The sequence below is a fragment of the Paenibacillus sp. CMAA1364 genome (assembly GCF_054373195.1).
Map to the genome: position 1 here is coordinate 24712 of NZ_JBITNB010000023.1, position 15679 is coordinate 40390.

The 15679-nt window shown below is 38.5% G+C and carries 15 protein-coding genes; 4 read left to right on the top strand and 11 right to left on the bottom strand.

What is annotated here, in order from left to right:
- Positions 1–58: 58 nt before the first annotated feature.
- Entirely contained in the window at positions 59–1174 is a 1116-nt protein-coding gene (locus ACH8E3_RS12955) for an HD-GYP domain-containing protein (RefSeq protein WP_458633061.1), read from the bottom strand.
- Positions 1175–1259: 85 nt separating this feature from the next.
- Positions 1260–2090 (bottom strand): undecaprenyl-diphosphate phosphatase, encoded by an 831-nt coding sequence (locus tag ACH8E3_RS12960; protein WP_458633062.1) that lies wholly within the window; start codon positions 2088–2090, stop codon positions 1260–1262.
- Positions 2091–2431: 341 nt separating this feature from the next.
- Here ACH8E3_RS12960 and ACH8E3_RS12965 point away from each other — a divergent pair, with 341 nt between their 5' ends.
- Positions 2432–3478, top strand: coding sequence for an HD-GYP domain-containing protein (locus ACH8E3_RS12965; protein ID WP_458633063.1), 1047 nt, complete (start codon positions 2432–2434; stop codon positions 3476–3478).
- A gap of 233 nt (positions 3479–3711) precedes the next feature.
- Here ACH8E3_RS12965 and sufB read toward each other — a convergent pair whose 3' ends face one another.
- From sufB to ACH8E3_RS12995, 6 genes are all read right to left on the bottom strand, one after another.
- Entirely contained in the window at positions 3712–5109 is a 1398-nt protein-coding gene (gene sufB / locus ACH8E3_RS12970) for a Fe-S cluster assembly protein SufB (protein WP_458633064.1), read from the bottom strand.
- A 17-nt stretch (positions 5110–5126) separates the two neighbouring features.
- Complete coding sequence (gene sufU, locus ACH8E3_RS12975; RefSeq protein WP_458633065.1) at positions 5127–5561, bottom strand: Fe-S cluster assembly sulfur transfer protein SufU; 435 nt, start codon at positions 5559–5561, stop codon at positions 5127–5129.
- Entirely contained in the window at positions 5551–6771 is a 1221-nt protein-coding gene (locus ACH8E3_RS12980; RefSeq protein WP_458633066.1) for a cysteine desulfurase, read from the bottom strand. Before ACH8E3_RS12980 ends, sufU begins: the two co-directional genes overlap by 11 nt.
- Complete coding sequence (gene sufD / locus ACH8E3_RS12985) at positions 6768–8075, bottom strand: Fe-S cluster assembly protein SufD (protein WP_458633067.1); 1308 nt, start codon at positions 8073–8075, stop codon at positions 6768–6770. The genes ACH8E3_RS12980 and sufD overlap by 4 nt, the downstream gene beginning before the upstream one ends.
- Before the next feature lie 24 nt (positions 8076–8099).
- Positions 8100–8882, bottom strand: coding sequence for a Fe-S cluster assembly ATPase SufC (gene sufC, locus ACH8E3_RS12990; RefSeq protein ID WP_458633068.1), 783 nt, complete (start codon positions 8880–8882; stop codon positions 8100–8102).
- A 273-nt stretch (positions 8883–9155) separates the two neighbouring features.
- Positions 9156–9620, bottom strand: a complete 465-nt coding sequence (locus ACH8E3_RS12995) for a Dps family protein (protein ID WP_458633069.1) — start codon at positions 9618–9620, stop codon at positions 9156–9158.
- A gap of 237 nt (positions 9621–9857) precedes the next feature.
- On the opposite strand from ACH8E3_RS12995, the gene ACH8E3_RS13000 reads away from it, so the two are divergent.
- Entirely contained in the window at positions 9858–10412 is a 555-nt protein-coding gene (locus ACH8E3_RS13000; RefSeq protein WP_458633070.1) for a hypothetical protein, read from the top strand.
- 98 nt (positions 10413–10510) lie between these two features.
- On the opposite strand, the gene ACH8E3_RS13005 is transcribed toward ACH8E3_RS13000, so the two are convergent.
- Positions 10511–10894, bottom strand: a complete 384-nt coding sequence (locus ACH8E3_RS13005) for a DUF423 domain-containing protein (RefSeq protein WP_458633071.1) — start codon at positions 10892–10894, stop codon at positions 10511–10513.
- A 169-nt stretch (positions 10895–11063) separates the two neighbouring features.
- On the opposite strand from ACH8E3_RS13005, the gene ACH8E3_RS13010 reads away from it, so the two are divergent.
- On the top strand, positions 11064–11915 hold the full coding sequence (locus tag ACH8E3_RS13010) for a DegV family protein (RefSeq protein ID WP_458633072.1): 852 nt from the start codon (positions 11064–11066) through the stop codon (positions 11913–11915).
- A gap of 155 nt (positions 11916–12070) precedes the next feature.
- Positions 12071–13210, top strand: coding sequence for a sporulation protein YhbH (gene yhbH, locus ACH8E3_RS13015; RefSeq protein ID WP_458633073.1), 1140 nt, complete (start codon positions 12071–12073; stop codon positions 13208–13210).
- Between the two features lie 84 nt (positions 13211–13294).
- Here yhbH and glgD read toward each other — a convergent pair whose 3' ends face one another.
- Both glgD and ACH8E3_RS13025 read right to left on the bottom strand, forming a co-directional pair.
- Complete coding sequence (gene glgD / locus ACH8E3_RS13020; protein ID WP_458633074.1) at positions 13295–14398, bottom strand: glucose-1-phosphate adenylyltransferase subunit GlgD; 1104 nt, start codon at positions 14396–14398, stop codon at positions 13295–13297.
- Positions 14395–15564 (bottom strand): glucose-1-phosphate adenylyltransferase, encoded by a 1170-nt coding sequence (locus tag ACH8E3_RS13025; protein ID WP_458633075.1) that lies wholly within the window; start codon positions 15562–15564, stop codon positions 14395–14397. The genes glgD and ACH8E3_RS13025 overlap by 4 nt, the downstream gene beginning before the upstream one ends.
- Positions 15565–15679: the final 115 nt, after the last annotated feature.

Below are 15679 nucleotides of genomic sequence, written 5' to 3' on the forward strand. Positions count from 1 at the left end.
GTCCACTGTCGTAATTCCCTGTTCGATATCGCGGTTTCATACAATTATCATTAAAGCACTATTGTGCTAATGTGATGGGAGTCTCCATTCCCTCCACATGAGTAATAATCGTGGATAGCACTTTAGTTAAATCTAAGTCATAGGGACATTTTAGTAATTCCCCCTGGCAGTTAGACATAATACGAACGACAGGACGATGTGGCAACATGGGATCAATCTTACACACAACCCCAGATTCACCTGTACTGAGTCGAACACCTATACCTGGTGGATAGATAGCTACTTTATCACGGAATATCTCTAACATATGCTGATCATACAATGTACCTGAACCCCCATACAATACCTCCACTGCCTGATGTGGTAGCATCGCAGGCTTATATACACGATGTGTTGTCATCGCATCAAAGGAATCTGCCAATCCGAGTAATTGAGCGAATTCATGGATTTCAGAGCCTTTCAGACCCCGAGGGTATCCTGTTCCATCAAGTCGTTCATGATGTTGCAGAGCACAATGCGCAGCAAGTAGCGGAATATCCGATTCATCTTTTAATATCTTATAACCAATATCTGCATGTGACTTCATTTGTTGATATTCCTCATCAGTAAGCTTGCCCGGTTTCATCAATATTTTAAGAGGTATTTGTGTCTTCCCAATATCGTGTAACAATGAACCCATACCTAACACCTTTAGTTTATCTTGATTCATACCGCTAGCTGCACCAAGGATCAAAGTATATACACATACATTTAATGAGTGTTTATATAAGAATGAATCCGTAGTATTCATATCCATAAGCATAATCATCGGTAATTCTTGACTACGTAGATCGTCTAAGATCGAATCCATCACTGCTGAGAATTGTCTACCTAGATGACGGTACCCTTTTACAGGAGTAGAAGAACTAGTTGGTGAGGATATTTGTTGGAAGCTTGTACGAATCGCTTTCATGGCTTCGCGGCGTGTCTCTTCATGCAAGACCTCCGGAATAATAATATCTTCTGTCCATTTATCCTGAATATATATAAAGCCAATATCTAATTCTTTCAATCTTCGAATAAGAGTACCCGTTAACTCCACGCCTTCTGCCAATAGAGTTACCCCTTCGGTGCTATATATCTTTTTTCCAATTTTCATTCCGTCTTGAAGCTTGTTTACAGGTACTAGTCGCAAGGTGTACCCTCCTACATAAAGAATGGTCATTATTATCTACGAAATCATTACGAAATTCCATCAAATTGAATTCGATATTATCTTGTTAGTTCAAAATGAATATCCAAAAAATAGCCGCAAGGACAAAACGATATATCGCAAAATGTGTCAGTCGAATACGCTGGATGAGCTTCATAAATACTACAACAACGACATAGGCAACTATAAATGAGATCAAAAACCCAATCGCAAAGAAGCCAATTGTCTCACTATTAAAATATCGGTAAGAATCAAGTAATTCATAACCCGAAGCAGCACACATAATTGGAATGGCAATTAAAAAAGAGAAATCAGCTGACGCTTTATAGCTGACGCCACTTAGCATCCCCCCTGAGATTGTGGAACCTGAACGTGAAAATCCAGGCCACAGCACAGAGATAATCTGGTACATACCAATCATAAATGCCTGTTTGTATGTTAAATCATCTAGCTCATGGGCGGTTATCGTTATTTTGGATTTGTTAAACCATTCGGCAAAAATCATAAATATACCACCGGCAACCAATGCCCATACAACAGTATTTGCATTAAATAAACTTTTGATAAAATCTCTAGCAAAGAATGCAACAATAAGTGCCGGTGAGATTCCTAGAATAACATGCCATAAATCAAGCTTTTTACTTCGTTGGCTTACATTTAGAGATACCTCTTTATATCTATTCAAACCAAGTAAGCTTAATAAACGATTCCAGTACACTATTGCAATCGCCAAGATAGCTCCCAGTTGAATGACTATTTCAAAGGTCTTCATGATGTCCGTTTGATCGTTAAACCCCATTAATCTTGATGTTAATATCATGTGACCTGTTGATGACACAGGAATGAACTCCGTGATCCCTTCTACAATTCCAAGAATAATTGCTGTAATGATATCCATGTAACCCTCCCTAAATATGTATCCATTGAATTCAATATTCTAGTATAATATGTATGCTCAATAGACTAGCTTATTCCATCTATATACATGAACCACCTTTGATTTACTTGTCTAATATTACAACATCCGACAGAACTCAACAAGCCATTTGGCGAAAAAATTACATTATTTTCATGAATCAAATTCTTTTACCAATTGATTGCTAATTTTTACAATAATAATGTTGGAATTGTGTAAAATTATGCTTCAAATTTCCCCCTATACTATCGATATTTATTGTAATTCCATTTTCTTCTTGATATGATAGACTTATTGCAATACCTTACGAGAGGAGACTTTACTTGAGACTACATGTCACGGATCTAAGCGCTGGAGATATCTTAGAAGTTGATACTTTCAATAGACATGGCCTGCACGTATTACAAAAGGACACTACATTAGGATCACCAGAGATCAGTAAGCTCATGCAACATGGGATTGATTATGTTGATGTCACAGTTTTCAGTAAAGAAGAGGCACTTAAAGAACTAACAAAAAAGGAAGAGGCTTTAGCTAGAGCCAAACCCAATATTAAGCAAGCTGTCGATGGTTTTGAGAATATATTTTTAGAAGCAATAAGTACGGGAACTGTAAATAATACCGTTATTGACGATGTTATGCATCCGTTAGTTGACCAGTTACGCGAAAATAAAGATGTAGTTTCTTTATTGTTAGTACTTGATCAGGAAGATGACTATACATATCAACACTCCATGCAAGTTGGCATGTTATCTTATTATATTGCTACTTGGCTTGGTTATTCAAAGAAAGATGCTTATACATGTGGCAAGGCAGGATATCTACATGATATCGGTAAATGCCGAATTCCTCCTGAAATACTTAATAAAGCGGGTAAGTTAACACCTGAAGAATACGAGATCGTTAAACTTCATACTACCTATGGGTACGAAATCATACGAAATTCTTCGATGGACGAAGTATCCGCTCTTGTTGCTCTGCAACATCATGAGCGTGATGATGGTAGCGGTTACCCTCTTCAGATTAATGAACACAATATTCACCCTTTCTCTCAAATCACTGCTGTCGCTGATGTGTTTAGTGCGATGACGACACATCGTGTATATCAGTCAAAACAAGAATTATTAACTGTACTTAAAGAAATATTTAGTCTTAGCTTCGGTAAATTAAATGGTAAACCAACACAAGCTTTCATCCGACATATGCTTCCTAATTTCATTGGTAAAGAAGTGATTTTATCCTCTGAAGAGGTAGGAACAATCATCATGAACAATAATCAAGATTTCTTCCGTCCTCTCGTTAAGGTAGATACTAACTTTATAGACCTGTCCATTGAACGTCATATATCTATTAAACAAATCATCGCTTAGTTGAATTGAACTAGCAGTAAGTTATATCTCTGAAGTGCACCCCAATGATTAGATACCACTAACCATTGGAGTGCACTTCTTTGTGTCCAACTAATAATAAAGACTGTACGCATACATGGCTGCGGCGTATTTTTCATTCTCTGCACAGTAATTTCACAGCACTATCGTCTTATTGCACAATAAAAAATAGGAGACGAACTGGATAAGTTCGTCTCCTACACATGTATAGCGATTTACCCGATAGAACCTTCCATCTCGAACTTGATGAGACGATTCATCTCAACGGCGTATTCCATCGGCAATTCTTTCGTGAATGGCTCGATGAAGCCCATGATAATCATTTGAGTAGCATCAGCCTCAGTAAGTCCACGGCTCATTAAATAGAAGAGTTGTTCTTCAGAAACCTTAGATACGGTAGCTTCATGCTCCAATATAATATTATCATTCATAATCTCATTATATGGAATTGTATCCGAAGTGGATTCGTTATCTAGAATCAACGTATCACACTGAATATTAGCCTTAGCTCCTGATGCTTGACGCCCGAAGGAAGCAAGACCACGATAAGTGACCTTACCACCATGCTTACTGATGGATTTAGACACAATCGTTGATGTCGTATCAGGTGCCAAATGAATCATTTTGGCTCCGGCATCTTGATGCTGGCCTTTACCTGCAATAGCAATGGACAGTACCATTCCTTTTGCTCCACGTCCCTTAAGTATAACAGATGGATATTTCATCGTAAGTTTAGAACCGATATTACCATCTACCCATTCCATCGTAGCATTTTCTTCTGCAACAGCACGCTTCGTTACAAGGTTATAAATATTCGGCGCCCAGTTCTGAATCGTTGTATAACGCACTCGTGCGTTCTTCTTACAAATAATTTCTACAACAGCACTGTGCAGAGAATTCGTACTATATATAGGAGCTGTACATCCTTCAACATAGTGTACATGACTATCCTCATCAGCAATAATCAACGTACGTTCGAATTGTCCCATATTTTCAGAGTTAATACGGAAGTAAGCCTGTAGAGGCATTTCACATACAACACCCTTAGGTACATAGATAAAGCTTCCACCTGACCATACCGCACTATTCAATGCAGAGAACTTGTTGTCAGTTGTCGGAATAACCGTACTGATGTATTCCTTAACAATCTCTGGATGCTCTCTAAGTGCTGTATCCATATCCATGAAGATTACACCTTGATCTTCAAGTTCTTTCTGCATACTATGATAAACAACTTCTGATTCATATTGTGCAGATACACCCGCTAGAAACTTCTGCTCCGCTTCTGGAATGCCCAGCTTATCAAATGTTTCCTTAATTTCAGATGGAACCTCTTCCCATGTCTTCCCTTGCTTGTCTGAAGCTCTAACAAAGTACTGAATTTCATTGAAATCCAAGTCATCCATGTTACCACCGAAATTCGGCATAGGCATCTTCTCGAACTGTTCTAATGCTTTCAGACGGAAATCAAGCATCCATTCTGGTTCATTCTTAATTCGAGATATTTCCATGACAATTTCACGCGTTAATCCTTTTCCAGTCTTAAAAATAGATTCATGTTCATCGCGAAATCCATATTTATATTCTTCTAACTCAGGTGATTTCTTAGCCATATTTATTCATCTCCCTATCATAATTTGTTGAACTGTTCCTCATCAATCACTTTGCGTAGTGCATTCCAAGATAGCGTTGCGCATTTAATGCGTGCAGGGAACTTATTCACTCCAGATAAGGCTTCAATATCTTCGTATTCATCAAATTGAACATCGTTACCTAACATAAGCTCTGAGAAACGAGCAATCATTTCCTTCGCTTCTTCTAGTGTCTTGCCTTTCACTGCAGCTGTCATCATCGATGCAGAAGACATACTGATGGAACATCCATCGCCGGTATATTTCGCATCTTCCACTATTCCATTATTCACTTTAAGTTGTAATGAAATTTTGTCGCCACATGTAGGATTATTTAGATCAACCGTTATCGCATCCTCTTCAAACTTCCCTTTATTACGAGGATTCTTATAATGATCCATAATTACCTGACGGTATAAGTCATCAAGTTGCATGTCCGAAGTACTCCTTTGTCTGGATTAAGGCACTAACAAGACGATCAATATCTGATTCTGTATTATACAAGTAGAAGCTTGCACGTACGGTCGAATTCACTTCTAACCAACGCATTAACGGTTGGCAACAATGATGTCCCGCTCGAACTGCTATTCCACTTGCGTCCAATACTGTAGCTACATCATGAGGATGAACGTCATTTAAATTAAAAGTAATCAGACCAACTTCACGCTTGCGTGGTCCATATAATGTAATTCCATCTATCTCAGATAGACGATCCATCGCATACGTCGCTAATTGAATCTCATGGCGCTCAATACGATCAAGTCCAATGTCTTCAAGGAAATCTATAGCAGCACCTAATCCTACAGCACCTGCTATAATAGGCGTTCCGCCTTCGAACTTCCAAGGAAGTTCTTTCCAAGAAGAGTCGTACAGACCCACATCATCGATCATTTCTCCACCAAATTCAACGGGTTCCATGAACTCAAGCAGTGCCTTCTTACCGTAAAGCACACCGATACCCGTTGGACCACACATCTTATGAGATGAGAATGCGTAGAAGTCGCTATCTAAATCTTGCACATCCACTTTCATATGCGGAACGCTTTGAGCCCCATCTACTACAAGAATAGCACCATGGCGATGAGCAATCTCTGCAATTTGTTTAATTGGATTGACGACTCCCATGACATTAGAGACATGTGCAATGGATACAATTTTAGTCTGAGCAGTGACTGTTTTCTCTACTTCAGCTAGATCAACCGATCCATCGGTTTGTAATGTAATATATTTGAGCGTGGCACCGGTTGCTTTGGCCACCTGCTGCCACGGTATGAGATTACTATGATGCTCCATAGGTGTAATCACAATCTCGTCGCCTTCGCCACATACTGCACGAGCATATGAAGTCGCTATGATATTTAATGCTGAAGTCGTTCCACGGGTGAAGATGATCTCTTGTGTACTCTTCGCATTGATGAACTTAGCTACCTTTTCACGAGCACCTTCATACGCATCCGTAGCACGGCTACCTAGCGTATGAACTCCACGATGGACATTTGCATTATCCAACTCATAATAATGCTGCAGTGCATCTATCACAACACGAGGCTTTTGAGAAGTAGCTGCACTATCCAGATACACTAATGGATGTCCATTGATCTCCTGCTGCAGTATAGGGAATTGCTCGCGAACGTCTAAGTTCATCGTCCTAGCTTCCTTTCTACAAGAGATTGAAGTTGAGTCCGTAAGCCTTCCAGTGGAATCTGCGATACTACCGGAGCAAGGAAACCATAAATAATTAATGCTTCTGCTTCACTACGTGTAATACCACGAGACATTAAATAGTACACTTGCTCAGCATTTACTTGTCCAACTGATGCTGCGTGACCTGCCGTTACGTCGTCTTCATCAATAAGAAGCAATGGATTCGCATCCCCACGTGCTTTAGGGCTAAGCATTAACACTTTCTCTGTCTGCTGACCGTCCGCTCCGGAAGCACCATGCTCAATCTTCGTAATGCCATTGATAATAGCTGTAGATTGCTCACGCAATACAGCACGTGTGATCATTTGGCTTGGCGTATTCTTACCGAAATGTTGCGCTTTAGTTGTGTAATTGAGCTTCTGGGCACCTGAACCAACAGCAATAATCTTAGAATCAGAAGAAGATCCATTTCCTTTGAGGATAGAATTCGTATCACTCATTGTATTTCCATCATTCATCTCACCAACGATCCATTCAATCACTGCATCATTGTCTAAGATTGCCCGACGATAACTAAGTTCGGTCACTTGTTCGCCAAGTTGATGCACTGTTGCGTAACGAACTTTGGCACCTGATTTCGCGAATACTTCAACCGATCCATTATGAACGACAGATCCACCAAGATCGCCTGATACATAGTTATCTACATAAGTTACACTACTGTTCGTATCTGCAACAATTAATATATGTGGTGCAAATGTTGCCTGCCCTTCATCCGTTAGAAAAATCGCTTGGAGAGGTACAGTTACTTCAACATTCTTAGGTACATATAGGAATACTCCGCCGTTCCAAAGAGCAGCGTGTATAGCTGTAATATAATTCTCATCCATTCCAATCGCCTTATGAAGATAAGTCTTCACTAAATCTTCATGCTTACTAGCCGCTTTATGAAGATCCATAAAGATAACCCCTTGAGCTTCTAATTCAGCAGAAAGATTCGTATATACTACGCCAGAATTATGCTGAACAATAAGACTGTCTTGTAATCCTTGATCCTTAATCAATCCTTGTAGCATATCTGGAAGTTGATCTACAGATTGGATGACAGTTGAATCTTGATACGCTCCATATGCTTGCGTGTCCCACCGATCAATTCTCGTCTTCTCTAGACGAGGAAGTTCCAATTGACTTGCTAACTCCAATCCTTTTAGACGTAATTCAGTTAGCCAGACTGGCTCTTGATTACGATTAGATATCGTTGTTATACTTTCGGCATTAACCGGAAGAATGGTTTCTGTTGTCATATCAATGTCCTCCTCCCGTTATATTTATGCTTCTTGTCCTACAGTTTCATCTTCAATACCAAGCTCCGTCTTTATCCAATCATATCCGTCTGCTTCCAAACGCTCCGCTAATTCAGGTCCACCCGATTTCACGATAACACCTTGCATCATAACGTGAACGAAATCTGGTTTAACATAGCTTAATAGACGTTGATAGTGGGTAATAATTAAGAATCCACGATCTTCATTTCTCATCGCATTAACGCCGTTTGCAACAATTCTAAGTGCATCTATATCTAGACCGGAGTCAATTTCATCAAGGATTACTAGTTTCGGATCTAACATCATCATTTGAAGGATTTCATTACGTTTCTTTTCTCCACCAGAGAAACCTTCGTTCAAATAACGATGAAGAAACTCAGGGTTCATTTCGAGTTCTTTCATCTTCGCTTCCATTTGACGGATGAATCTAATTAAGGAAACTTCGCTTCCTTCCTCGCGGCGAGCATTCATTGCACTGCGAAGGAAATCCGAGTTCGTTACACCACTAATTTCGCTTGGGTATTGCATTCCAAGAAAGAGACCCGCACGAGCACGTTCATCCACATCCATCTCAAGTACATCTTCCCCATCCAATAACACTTTCCCCTCGGTTACTTCATACTTAGGATGTCCCATCAAAGCAGAAGCTAACGTACTTTTACCTGTACCATTTGGACCCATGATGGCATGAATCTCTCCACCTTTTATTTCCAAGTTGATACCTTTCAGTATTTCTTTACCTTCTATTGATGCTTTAAGACCTTCAATGACGAAATTTGTAGTCATATTTATTGTTCCCTCCGTTTTTTGTTATTGTTAAAAAAAATGAAAACTATATTTGAAATGGATTTATATCCCCAATCTCAAGTATTAGTTATGTTCTTTATACTCATTCTAAACTAAATCCGTTTGATTCTCAATGATTCTCACTTAATTCTTTTTTATCATCTTATTATAGATAGGTAATATAACTATATATATATATAAATTGGGCTTGGCCAAGTAATTCAGCCAAGCCCAATAATCAACAATTATTGATATCCATATAGGTTGTTAATATTATGCAGAATATGAGCGAAGCATCCACATATGCTTTTCGAAATCACCTTTGATTGCAACTAACATATCAGCAGTTACAGCATCATCGGATTTCTCAGCTAAATCAATGCCATCTACCAATTCTTCCGTAATTGTAGCAAGATCTTCAATCAAAATCTGAACCATTTTGCTTGCGTTCTCTTTACCATTCGCTTCTTGAATGCTTGTCATCTCAAGAAATTCTTTCATTGTCGCTACTGGACTTCCTTTGATCGTCAATAAACGTTCAGCGACTGTGTCCATTTTTAGAGTAACGTCATTATACAATTCTTCGAACTTCACGTGTAATGTGAAGAAGTTCTCCCCTCGCACATACCAATGAAAATTATGAATCTTTACATATAATACATTTAAATTAGCAACTTGTAGATTCAACGCTTGTTCCAAAGTCATTTTTTGAGATTTAACTAAAGTAGCCTTTGCCATATTAATCGCATCCTTTTCTATTTAATGATTTATATATCCTTGACTCCTATCTTATATCTTACCCCCATTCATTGCTATTTGAAACATCACATAGACACTTACATTATTTTCCGCCTAAATTCGATTATAATTGTGGACTGTCATCCACAATTAGTAAGCAACGAAGACTTTTTTTTCTCGCATAATAATGGTATAGTCTAATGGCTAAACAGATTTTAATGATAGGATGGGTGACATATGGATAATACACAAGACAACGGGGATATAGGCTTTTTATTCAGTGTCGACATCTTAATCAAGAACCAATCTAATGCTAAGGCACTTCAATTATTGATTGAAATGATGAATCAAAGTGACGATGTTTTGGACTTCAGAGTTAAATCTGGAATTAAGCTGGGCGGAATTATAGATACTCTTCTTGAATTAAAGAAGAAGCCACACTCCACTCAATCCAATATATCTAACTCCACCGCATCTAAATACAAGAAAATTGGCAACAGCGAAAAAGCTTCGACTGTCATTCGGAAAGTTGAACCCATAATTCAACAACCCATTGTCAATCCTACTGATTCAAAACTTAATAATATTGAAGATCCTAAGATCTGGATTAGAGCTTGTATTAAAGATAATCGATTGGTACATTTGACAGCTAATCGTCTGGGTAAAGTGATGACTCTTCCATGCCGAATATTAAATTTAGATGAAGAGAAGCAATTTATTAATGTTTATCACGTCGATGAGAAACAAGTTTATTCATTCAATTTGAATGAGATTGACTCATTTGATCATTAGTATGTTTAGTCACACTCCACTCAAAGCCACCATTACAACAAATGACCAAGCCAAAGAGTATCATTTTGGCTTGGTCATTTGTTGTAAGCAATACTTCTTTATCTTATTTCCTTCTTGCTTCCTGCAACGGATAACAAACATAACCAACCCGCAATAAAAGCAACCCCACCAATAGGTGTAATGGCTCCCAACACTTTAATGCCCGTCATACTTAAGATATATAAACTCCCAGAGAAGATCATAATTCCAACTATAAACAAATTACCAGCCCATTGTAATTTTTTAGATTCACCCATCTGTCCAACCATTAATCCAACAACCAGAAGTGCGAGACCATGAATCATATGATACTGTACAGCTGTCTGATAAATCTCCATAGCTTCTTTACCTATTCTAGGCTCTAACAAGTGCGCACCAAAAGCACCAAAAGCAACAGAAAGAGCCATTAGGATCGTTCCCCATTTCATGAAGCGTTGTTTCATGTGTATCTATCCCCTTTAACCATTTTCTAACATACTTCCATTATGATAGTCCATTGAGAAATGAATTGCCACCTTTCTAGTGATGCGCTACACTTTTATTACAATCCTTGATTTTTCCTCTCAAATATGGAAAAGTATTAGTATAATGTAACCTGTTAAGGAGGATCACATGCCAAATATTAAGATTTTTGCTGATAGCACTAGCGATTTACCCACATCATGGATTGAACAATTCAACATTGGCATTGTACCTTTATATGTCGTCTTCGGAGAAGAATCCTTGAAAGATGGCGTTGAAATATCCCCTACGGATTTATACCAGAGAGTCTCAGAGAATGGCGTTTTACCTAGAACTGCTGCACCCTCTCCTGCTGATTTCATAGCTGCATTTACTCCCTACACAGAACAAGGAGATCAGATTCTGTACATAAGTCTCTCGTCAGAACTATCTTCAACCTATCAGAACGCTCTAATCGCAGCCGCAGAATTCCCCGCAGATCAAATAGCTGTCTTCGATTCTTTGAATTTATCATCTTCCATTGGACTTCTTGTTATGAAAGCAGTTCATGCCGCTAGCTCAGGTCAACCATTACGAGATATTGTTTCTCTTCTGGAAGCTGTGAGACCTCAGATCGAAGCTGAATTTGTTGTAGATACTTTAGAATATTTGTATAAAGGCGGACGCTGTTCTGGTATGCAAAATCTTATCGGGAGTCTTTTAAAGATCCGTCCTATCATTAAAGTATCAAATGGAACGATGACACCCGCCTATCGAGTTCGCGGTAAACGCGAGAAAGCTGTGGAGATGTTATTACAGAATGCACTAGATAAGAAAGATCTCATGGATCATGATCTAATTCTTGTTGTTCACTCTTTAGCACAAGATGATGCCATTCTTCTACAACAAAGTCTTCAATCCCACACCACAGCCGAAGTAGCTATTGCCACCGCAGGTTGTGTCATTTCTTGTCATTGTGGACCTCAAACGATTGGTATTATGTACGCGAAGAAAACACAATAGCACTAAGTCAATATGAACGATTTCTCTGGTCTATCTTAGACTAGGAAATCGTTTTTATTTATTCCGGTTCTCCCCTCACATATCATGTCTTTCATTGAATATACATACTTAACATCTATTATAATTAATCCATGTGAGGGGGCTACGTTATATCCATGTCACACCAACATAATTCATTTGTCGTATCACGGGAAGACTGGTCGCTACATCGTAAAGGTTATCAAGACCAAGTTAGACATCAACAGAAAGTACGAGATATTATCAAAAAGAATCTCCCCGATCTCATTACAGAAGAGAATATCGTTATGTCTGATGGTAAACAAATCATCAAAGTTCCAATTCGAAGTTTAGATGAATATCGTTTCATTTATAATTATCAGAAACAAAAACATATTGGGCAGGGTGATGGAGACAGTCAAGTTGGAGATGTGCTTGGTCGTGAACCTATTCAAAAGCCTGGCAAAGGTGATAAGGCGAGTGATCAACCCGGGGTAGATACTGTGGATACAGAGATTAGTATTGAAGACATCGAGAATATGCTCTTTGAAGAATTAGAGCTACCACACTTACAACAGAAAGATAAAGAACAAATCGAAACGCATAAGATAGTCTTTAGTGATGTGCGAAAAAAGGGCATGATGTCTAATCTCGATAAAAAAAGAACGATCCTAGAAAACATACGGAGAAATGCTACTGCAGGGGTTCCTGGAATTCACGGTATTAATCCAGATGATTTGCGTTATAAGACATGGGATGATGTCGTAGTTCCCGAATCCAATGCTGTGATTATCGCGATGATGGATACTTCTGGTTCCATGGGCGCCTTCGAGAAATATTGCGCACGCAGTTTCTTCTTCTGGATGAATCGATTCTTAAGAAAGCAATACGAGAAGGTTGAGATTGTCTTCATTGCACATCATACCGAAGCTAAAGAAGTAACGGAGAATGAGTTCTTTACACGTGGTGAAAGTGGTGGAACGATCTGCTCATCTGCCTATCTAAAAGCACTTGAGATCATTGATGAGCGATATCCCCCTTCAAAATTCAATATTTATCCGTTTCATTTCTCAGATGGAGACAATTTATCATCAGATAACGATCGATGTGTAAACCTTATCGCTGAATTACTCAAAGTGAGCAATGTATTCGGTTATGGTGAAGTTAATCAATATAATAGAAGCAGTACATTGATGTCTGCCTATCGCAATATCAAAGTTGAGCAATTTATGCATTATGTAATCAAAGAACGAGGAGAAGTATATCAGGCTTTAAAGAGTTTCTTCCAAAAGAAATAATAATACGAATTACAATGGCAGACCAAGGAGAATATCCTTGATCTGCCATTGTTAAGATGTTGTCTAAGTCTAATCTACTTATCGTTATATTACTTTTCTCTTCACTACAACAAAAGGTGCCCGCTCATGTCCTATTAATGTTCTATCTGCTTTCACGATAACATCCTTATCCATAATGGCATGATCAATCGATGTATTCTCGTGAATCACACCATTCTGCATAATAATACTATTCTTTACGGATGCTCCTTTATGGATATGAACACCACGAAATAGAATCGAATTTTCCACGTTACCTTCAATGACACAACCATTAGCAACCATAGAGTTACTTGTCTGTCCACCTGTAATATAGCGTGTCGGTGGCTCATCCTTAATCTTCGTATAGATCAGACCTGGCTTAAAGAATAAGGATCTCCAGATATCCGGATTCAAAAGATTCATACTATGTCTATAATAACTATTCAACGTATTAATGATACCTAAGTACCCTTGATAAGCGTATCCATAAATATTCAGACGATTCATATTTGTACGTATAACATCCTTCATGAAGCTCTGATGACCTTCGGCTAAGGATGTTTCTATTAATTCTAACAGTAAGCTTTTCTTAAGAAAGAACATTTCCATAGATAAGTTATCTCCATGCGGCGATGCACTAGGCTCCCACATCGATGTGACTTTACCATGATCATTCATCTCAATACGAGTCGAATATGAATCGAAATCCCTTGATTCTTTATACAATACCGTAATATCTGCTTGCATATCATGGTGAAAACGCTCAAGTCCACTAAAGTCAATGTTACACACCATGTAACTACGTGAGATAAGTACATACTCCTCACTACTGCGATGTAGATAATCTCGATGCGCATTTAACATATGCAAATCTCCATTCGCAGGATCCACCCCTTCTTTCATTGGCGGTAGAATAAACAAACCCGATCTTTTACGATCTAAGTCCCATTCTTTTCCAGAACCCAAATGGTCCATTAATGACCTATATTTCGTATGTGTAAATATACCTACATTCGTAATGCCAGAGTTAACCATACTCGACAGAATGAAATCGATTAATCGATAACGACCAGCAAATGGAACTGAGCTCATATTACGATGATACGTAAGCTCCCCTAATTGATCTGGTTCATTCACCAAATTGATAATTCCCATGACATTTTTCATGTTGGCATCTGCTCCTTCATGGATAAGAATTCGGAAGGAATCGATTCATGATTCCCAACTAACGTGACTTCTTCACTGTCAAGTGAACCTATTATACTTCTATCTCCTATGATAGAGCCTTCCCCTACGATTGATTTATAAATTTTAACATCTTTACCAATCTTAGCATTTGGCATAATGACAGAATCAACAATGACACTTCCCGCTCCTATCTCGACACCATAGAACAATACAGAGTGATTGACTTCACCAAATACAATACACCCTTCATTCACCAATGAATGATCTATCTTGGATGAATCCGCAATATATTGTGGAGGTTGATTCGGATTTAAAGAATAAATACGCCACTTACGATCATCTAATCTCAGTGTAGTCTCATCATCTAACAAATCCATGTGAGCTTCCCAGAGGCTATCGATCGTTCCTACATCTTTCCAATACCCATCGAAAGGATAGGCTGCTATAGGTATCCCGTCACTCAACATGGTTGGAATAATATCCTGTCCGAAATCATGATTAGATTTGGAATTCGATGCATCATCTTTCAAATATTGTTTAAGTGTGCTCCATGTGTAAATGTACACACCCATCGATGCCAGATTACTCGTTGTTTGTTCAGGTTTTTCCTTGAAGTCAGTCACTCTATGCTGATCATCGACAGTTAGAATGCCAAATCGATGTACATCCTTCCAATTCACTTCAATGACAGCTATGGTGGCATCTGCCTTTTGTTTTTTATGAAATTGTAGCATTCGTTCATAGTCCATCTTGTAAATATGATCACCTGATATAATAAGAACATATTCGGGATTGTATTGTTCAATATAATCCCTATTCTGATGAATGGCATCTGCCGTTCCCTTGTACCAATCTCCACCTTTTCGCTTGATGAATGGCGGCAGAATGGATACACCACCTTCTTTACGATCTAAATCCCAAGGCTTACCAATACCTATATAACGGTTCAATTCTTGTGGACGATACTGCGTTAATACACCAACTGTATCTATACCTGAATTCGTACAATTACTTAGTGTGAAATCAATAATTCGATATTTGCCACCAAAGAACACGGCTGGTTTTGCTATCTTTCTAGTTAGTTTACCTAAACGCTTACCTTCGCCTCCAGCTAAAAGCATGGCTATGCATTCCTTGTCCTTCATCACATTACCCCCCATCAAAGCAATGATCTATAGCCAACTGAGCTAGTACTACAAATATATGAAAGAGTGGACAGGATTATGACGGGTAGTACGTGCAAAAAACTCATTTAAACAC

Bases quoted from the DNA above. Each gene is read 5' to 3' on its own strand.
- ACH8E3_RS12960 (WP_458633062.1), bottom strand. From the start codon at position 2,090: ATGGATATCATTACAGCAATTATTCTTGGAATTGTAGAAGGGATCACG.
- sufB (WP_458633064.1), bottom strand. From the start codon at position 5,109: ATGGCTAAGAAATCACCTGAGTTAGAAGAATATAAATATGGATTTCGC.
- sufU (WP_458633065.1), bottom strand. From the start codon at position 5,561: ATGCAACTTGATGACTTATACCGTCAGGTAATTATGGATCATTATAAG.
- ACH8E3_RS12980 (WP_458633066.1), bottom strand. From the start codon at position 6,771: ATGAACTTAGACGTTCGCGAGCAATTCCCTATACTGCAGCAGGAGATC.
- sufD (WP_458633067.1), bottom strand. From the start codon at position 8,075: ATGACAACAGAAACCATTCTTCCGGTTAATGCCGAAAGTATAACAACG.
- sufC (WP_458633068.1), bottom strand. From the start codon at position 8,882: ATGACTACAAATTTCGTCATTGAAGGTCTTAAAGCATCAATAGAAGGT.
- ACH8E3_RS12995 (WP_458633069.1), bottom strand. From the start codon at position 9,620: ATGGCAAAGGCTACTTTAGTTAAATCTCAAAAAATGACTTTGGAACAA.
- ACH8E3_RS13000 (WP_458633070.1), top strand. From the start codon at position 9,858: ATGGATAATACACAAGACAACGGGGATATAGGCTTTTTATTCAGTGTC.
- ACH8E3_RS13005 (WP_458633071.1), bottom strand. From the start codon at position 10,894: ATGAAACAACGCTTCATGAAATGGGGAACGATCCTAATGGCTCTTTCT.
- ACH8E3_RS13010 (WP_458633072.1), top strand. From the start codon at position 11,064: ATGCCAAATATTAAGATTTTTGCTGATAGCACTAGCGATTTACCCACA.
- yhbH (WP_458633073.1), top strand. From the start codon at position 12,071: ATGTCACACCAACATAATTCATTTGTCGTATCACGGGAAGACTGGTCG.
- glgD (WP_458633074.1), bottom strand. From the start codon at position 14,398: ATGAAAAATGTCATGGGAATTATCAATTTGGTGAATGAACCAGATCAA.
- ACH8E3_RS13025 (WP_458633075.1), bottom strand. From the start codon at position 15,564: ATGAAGGACAAGGAATGCATAGCCATGCTTTTAGCTGGAGGCGAAGGT.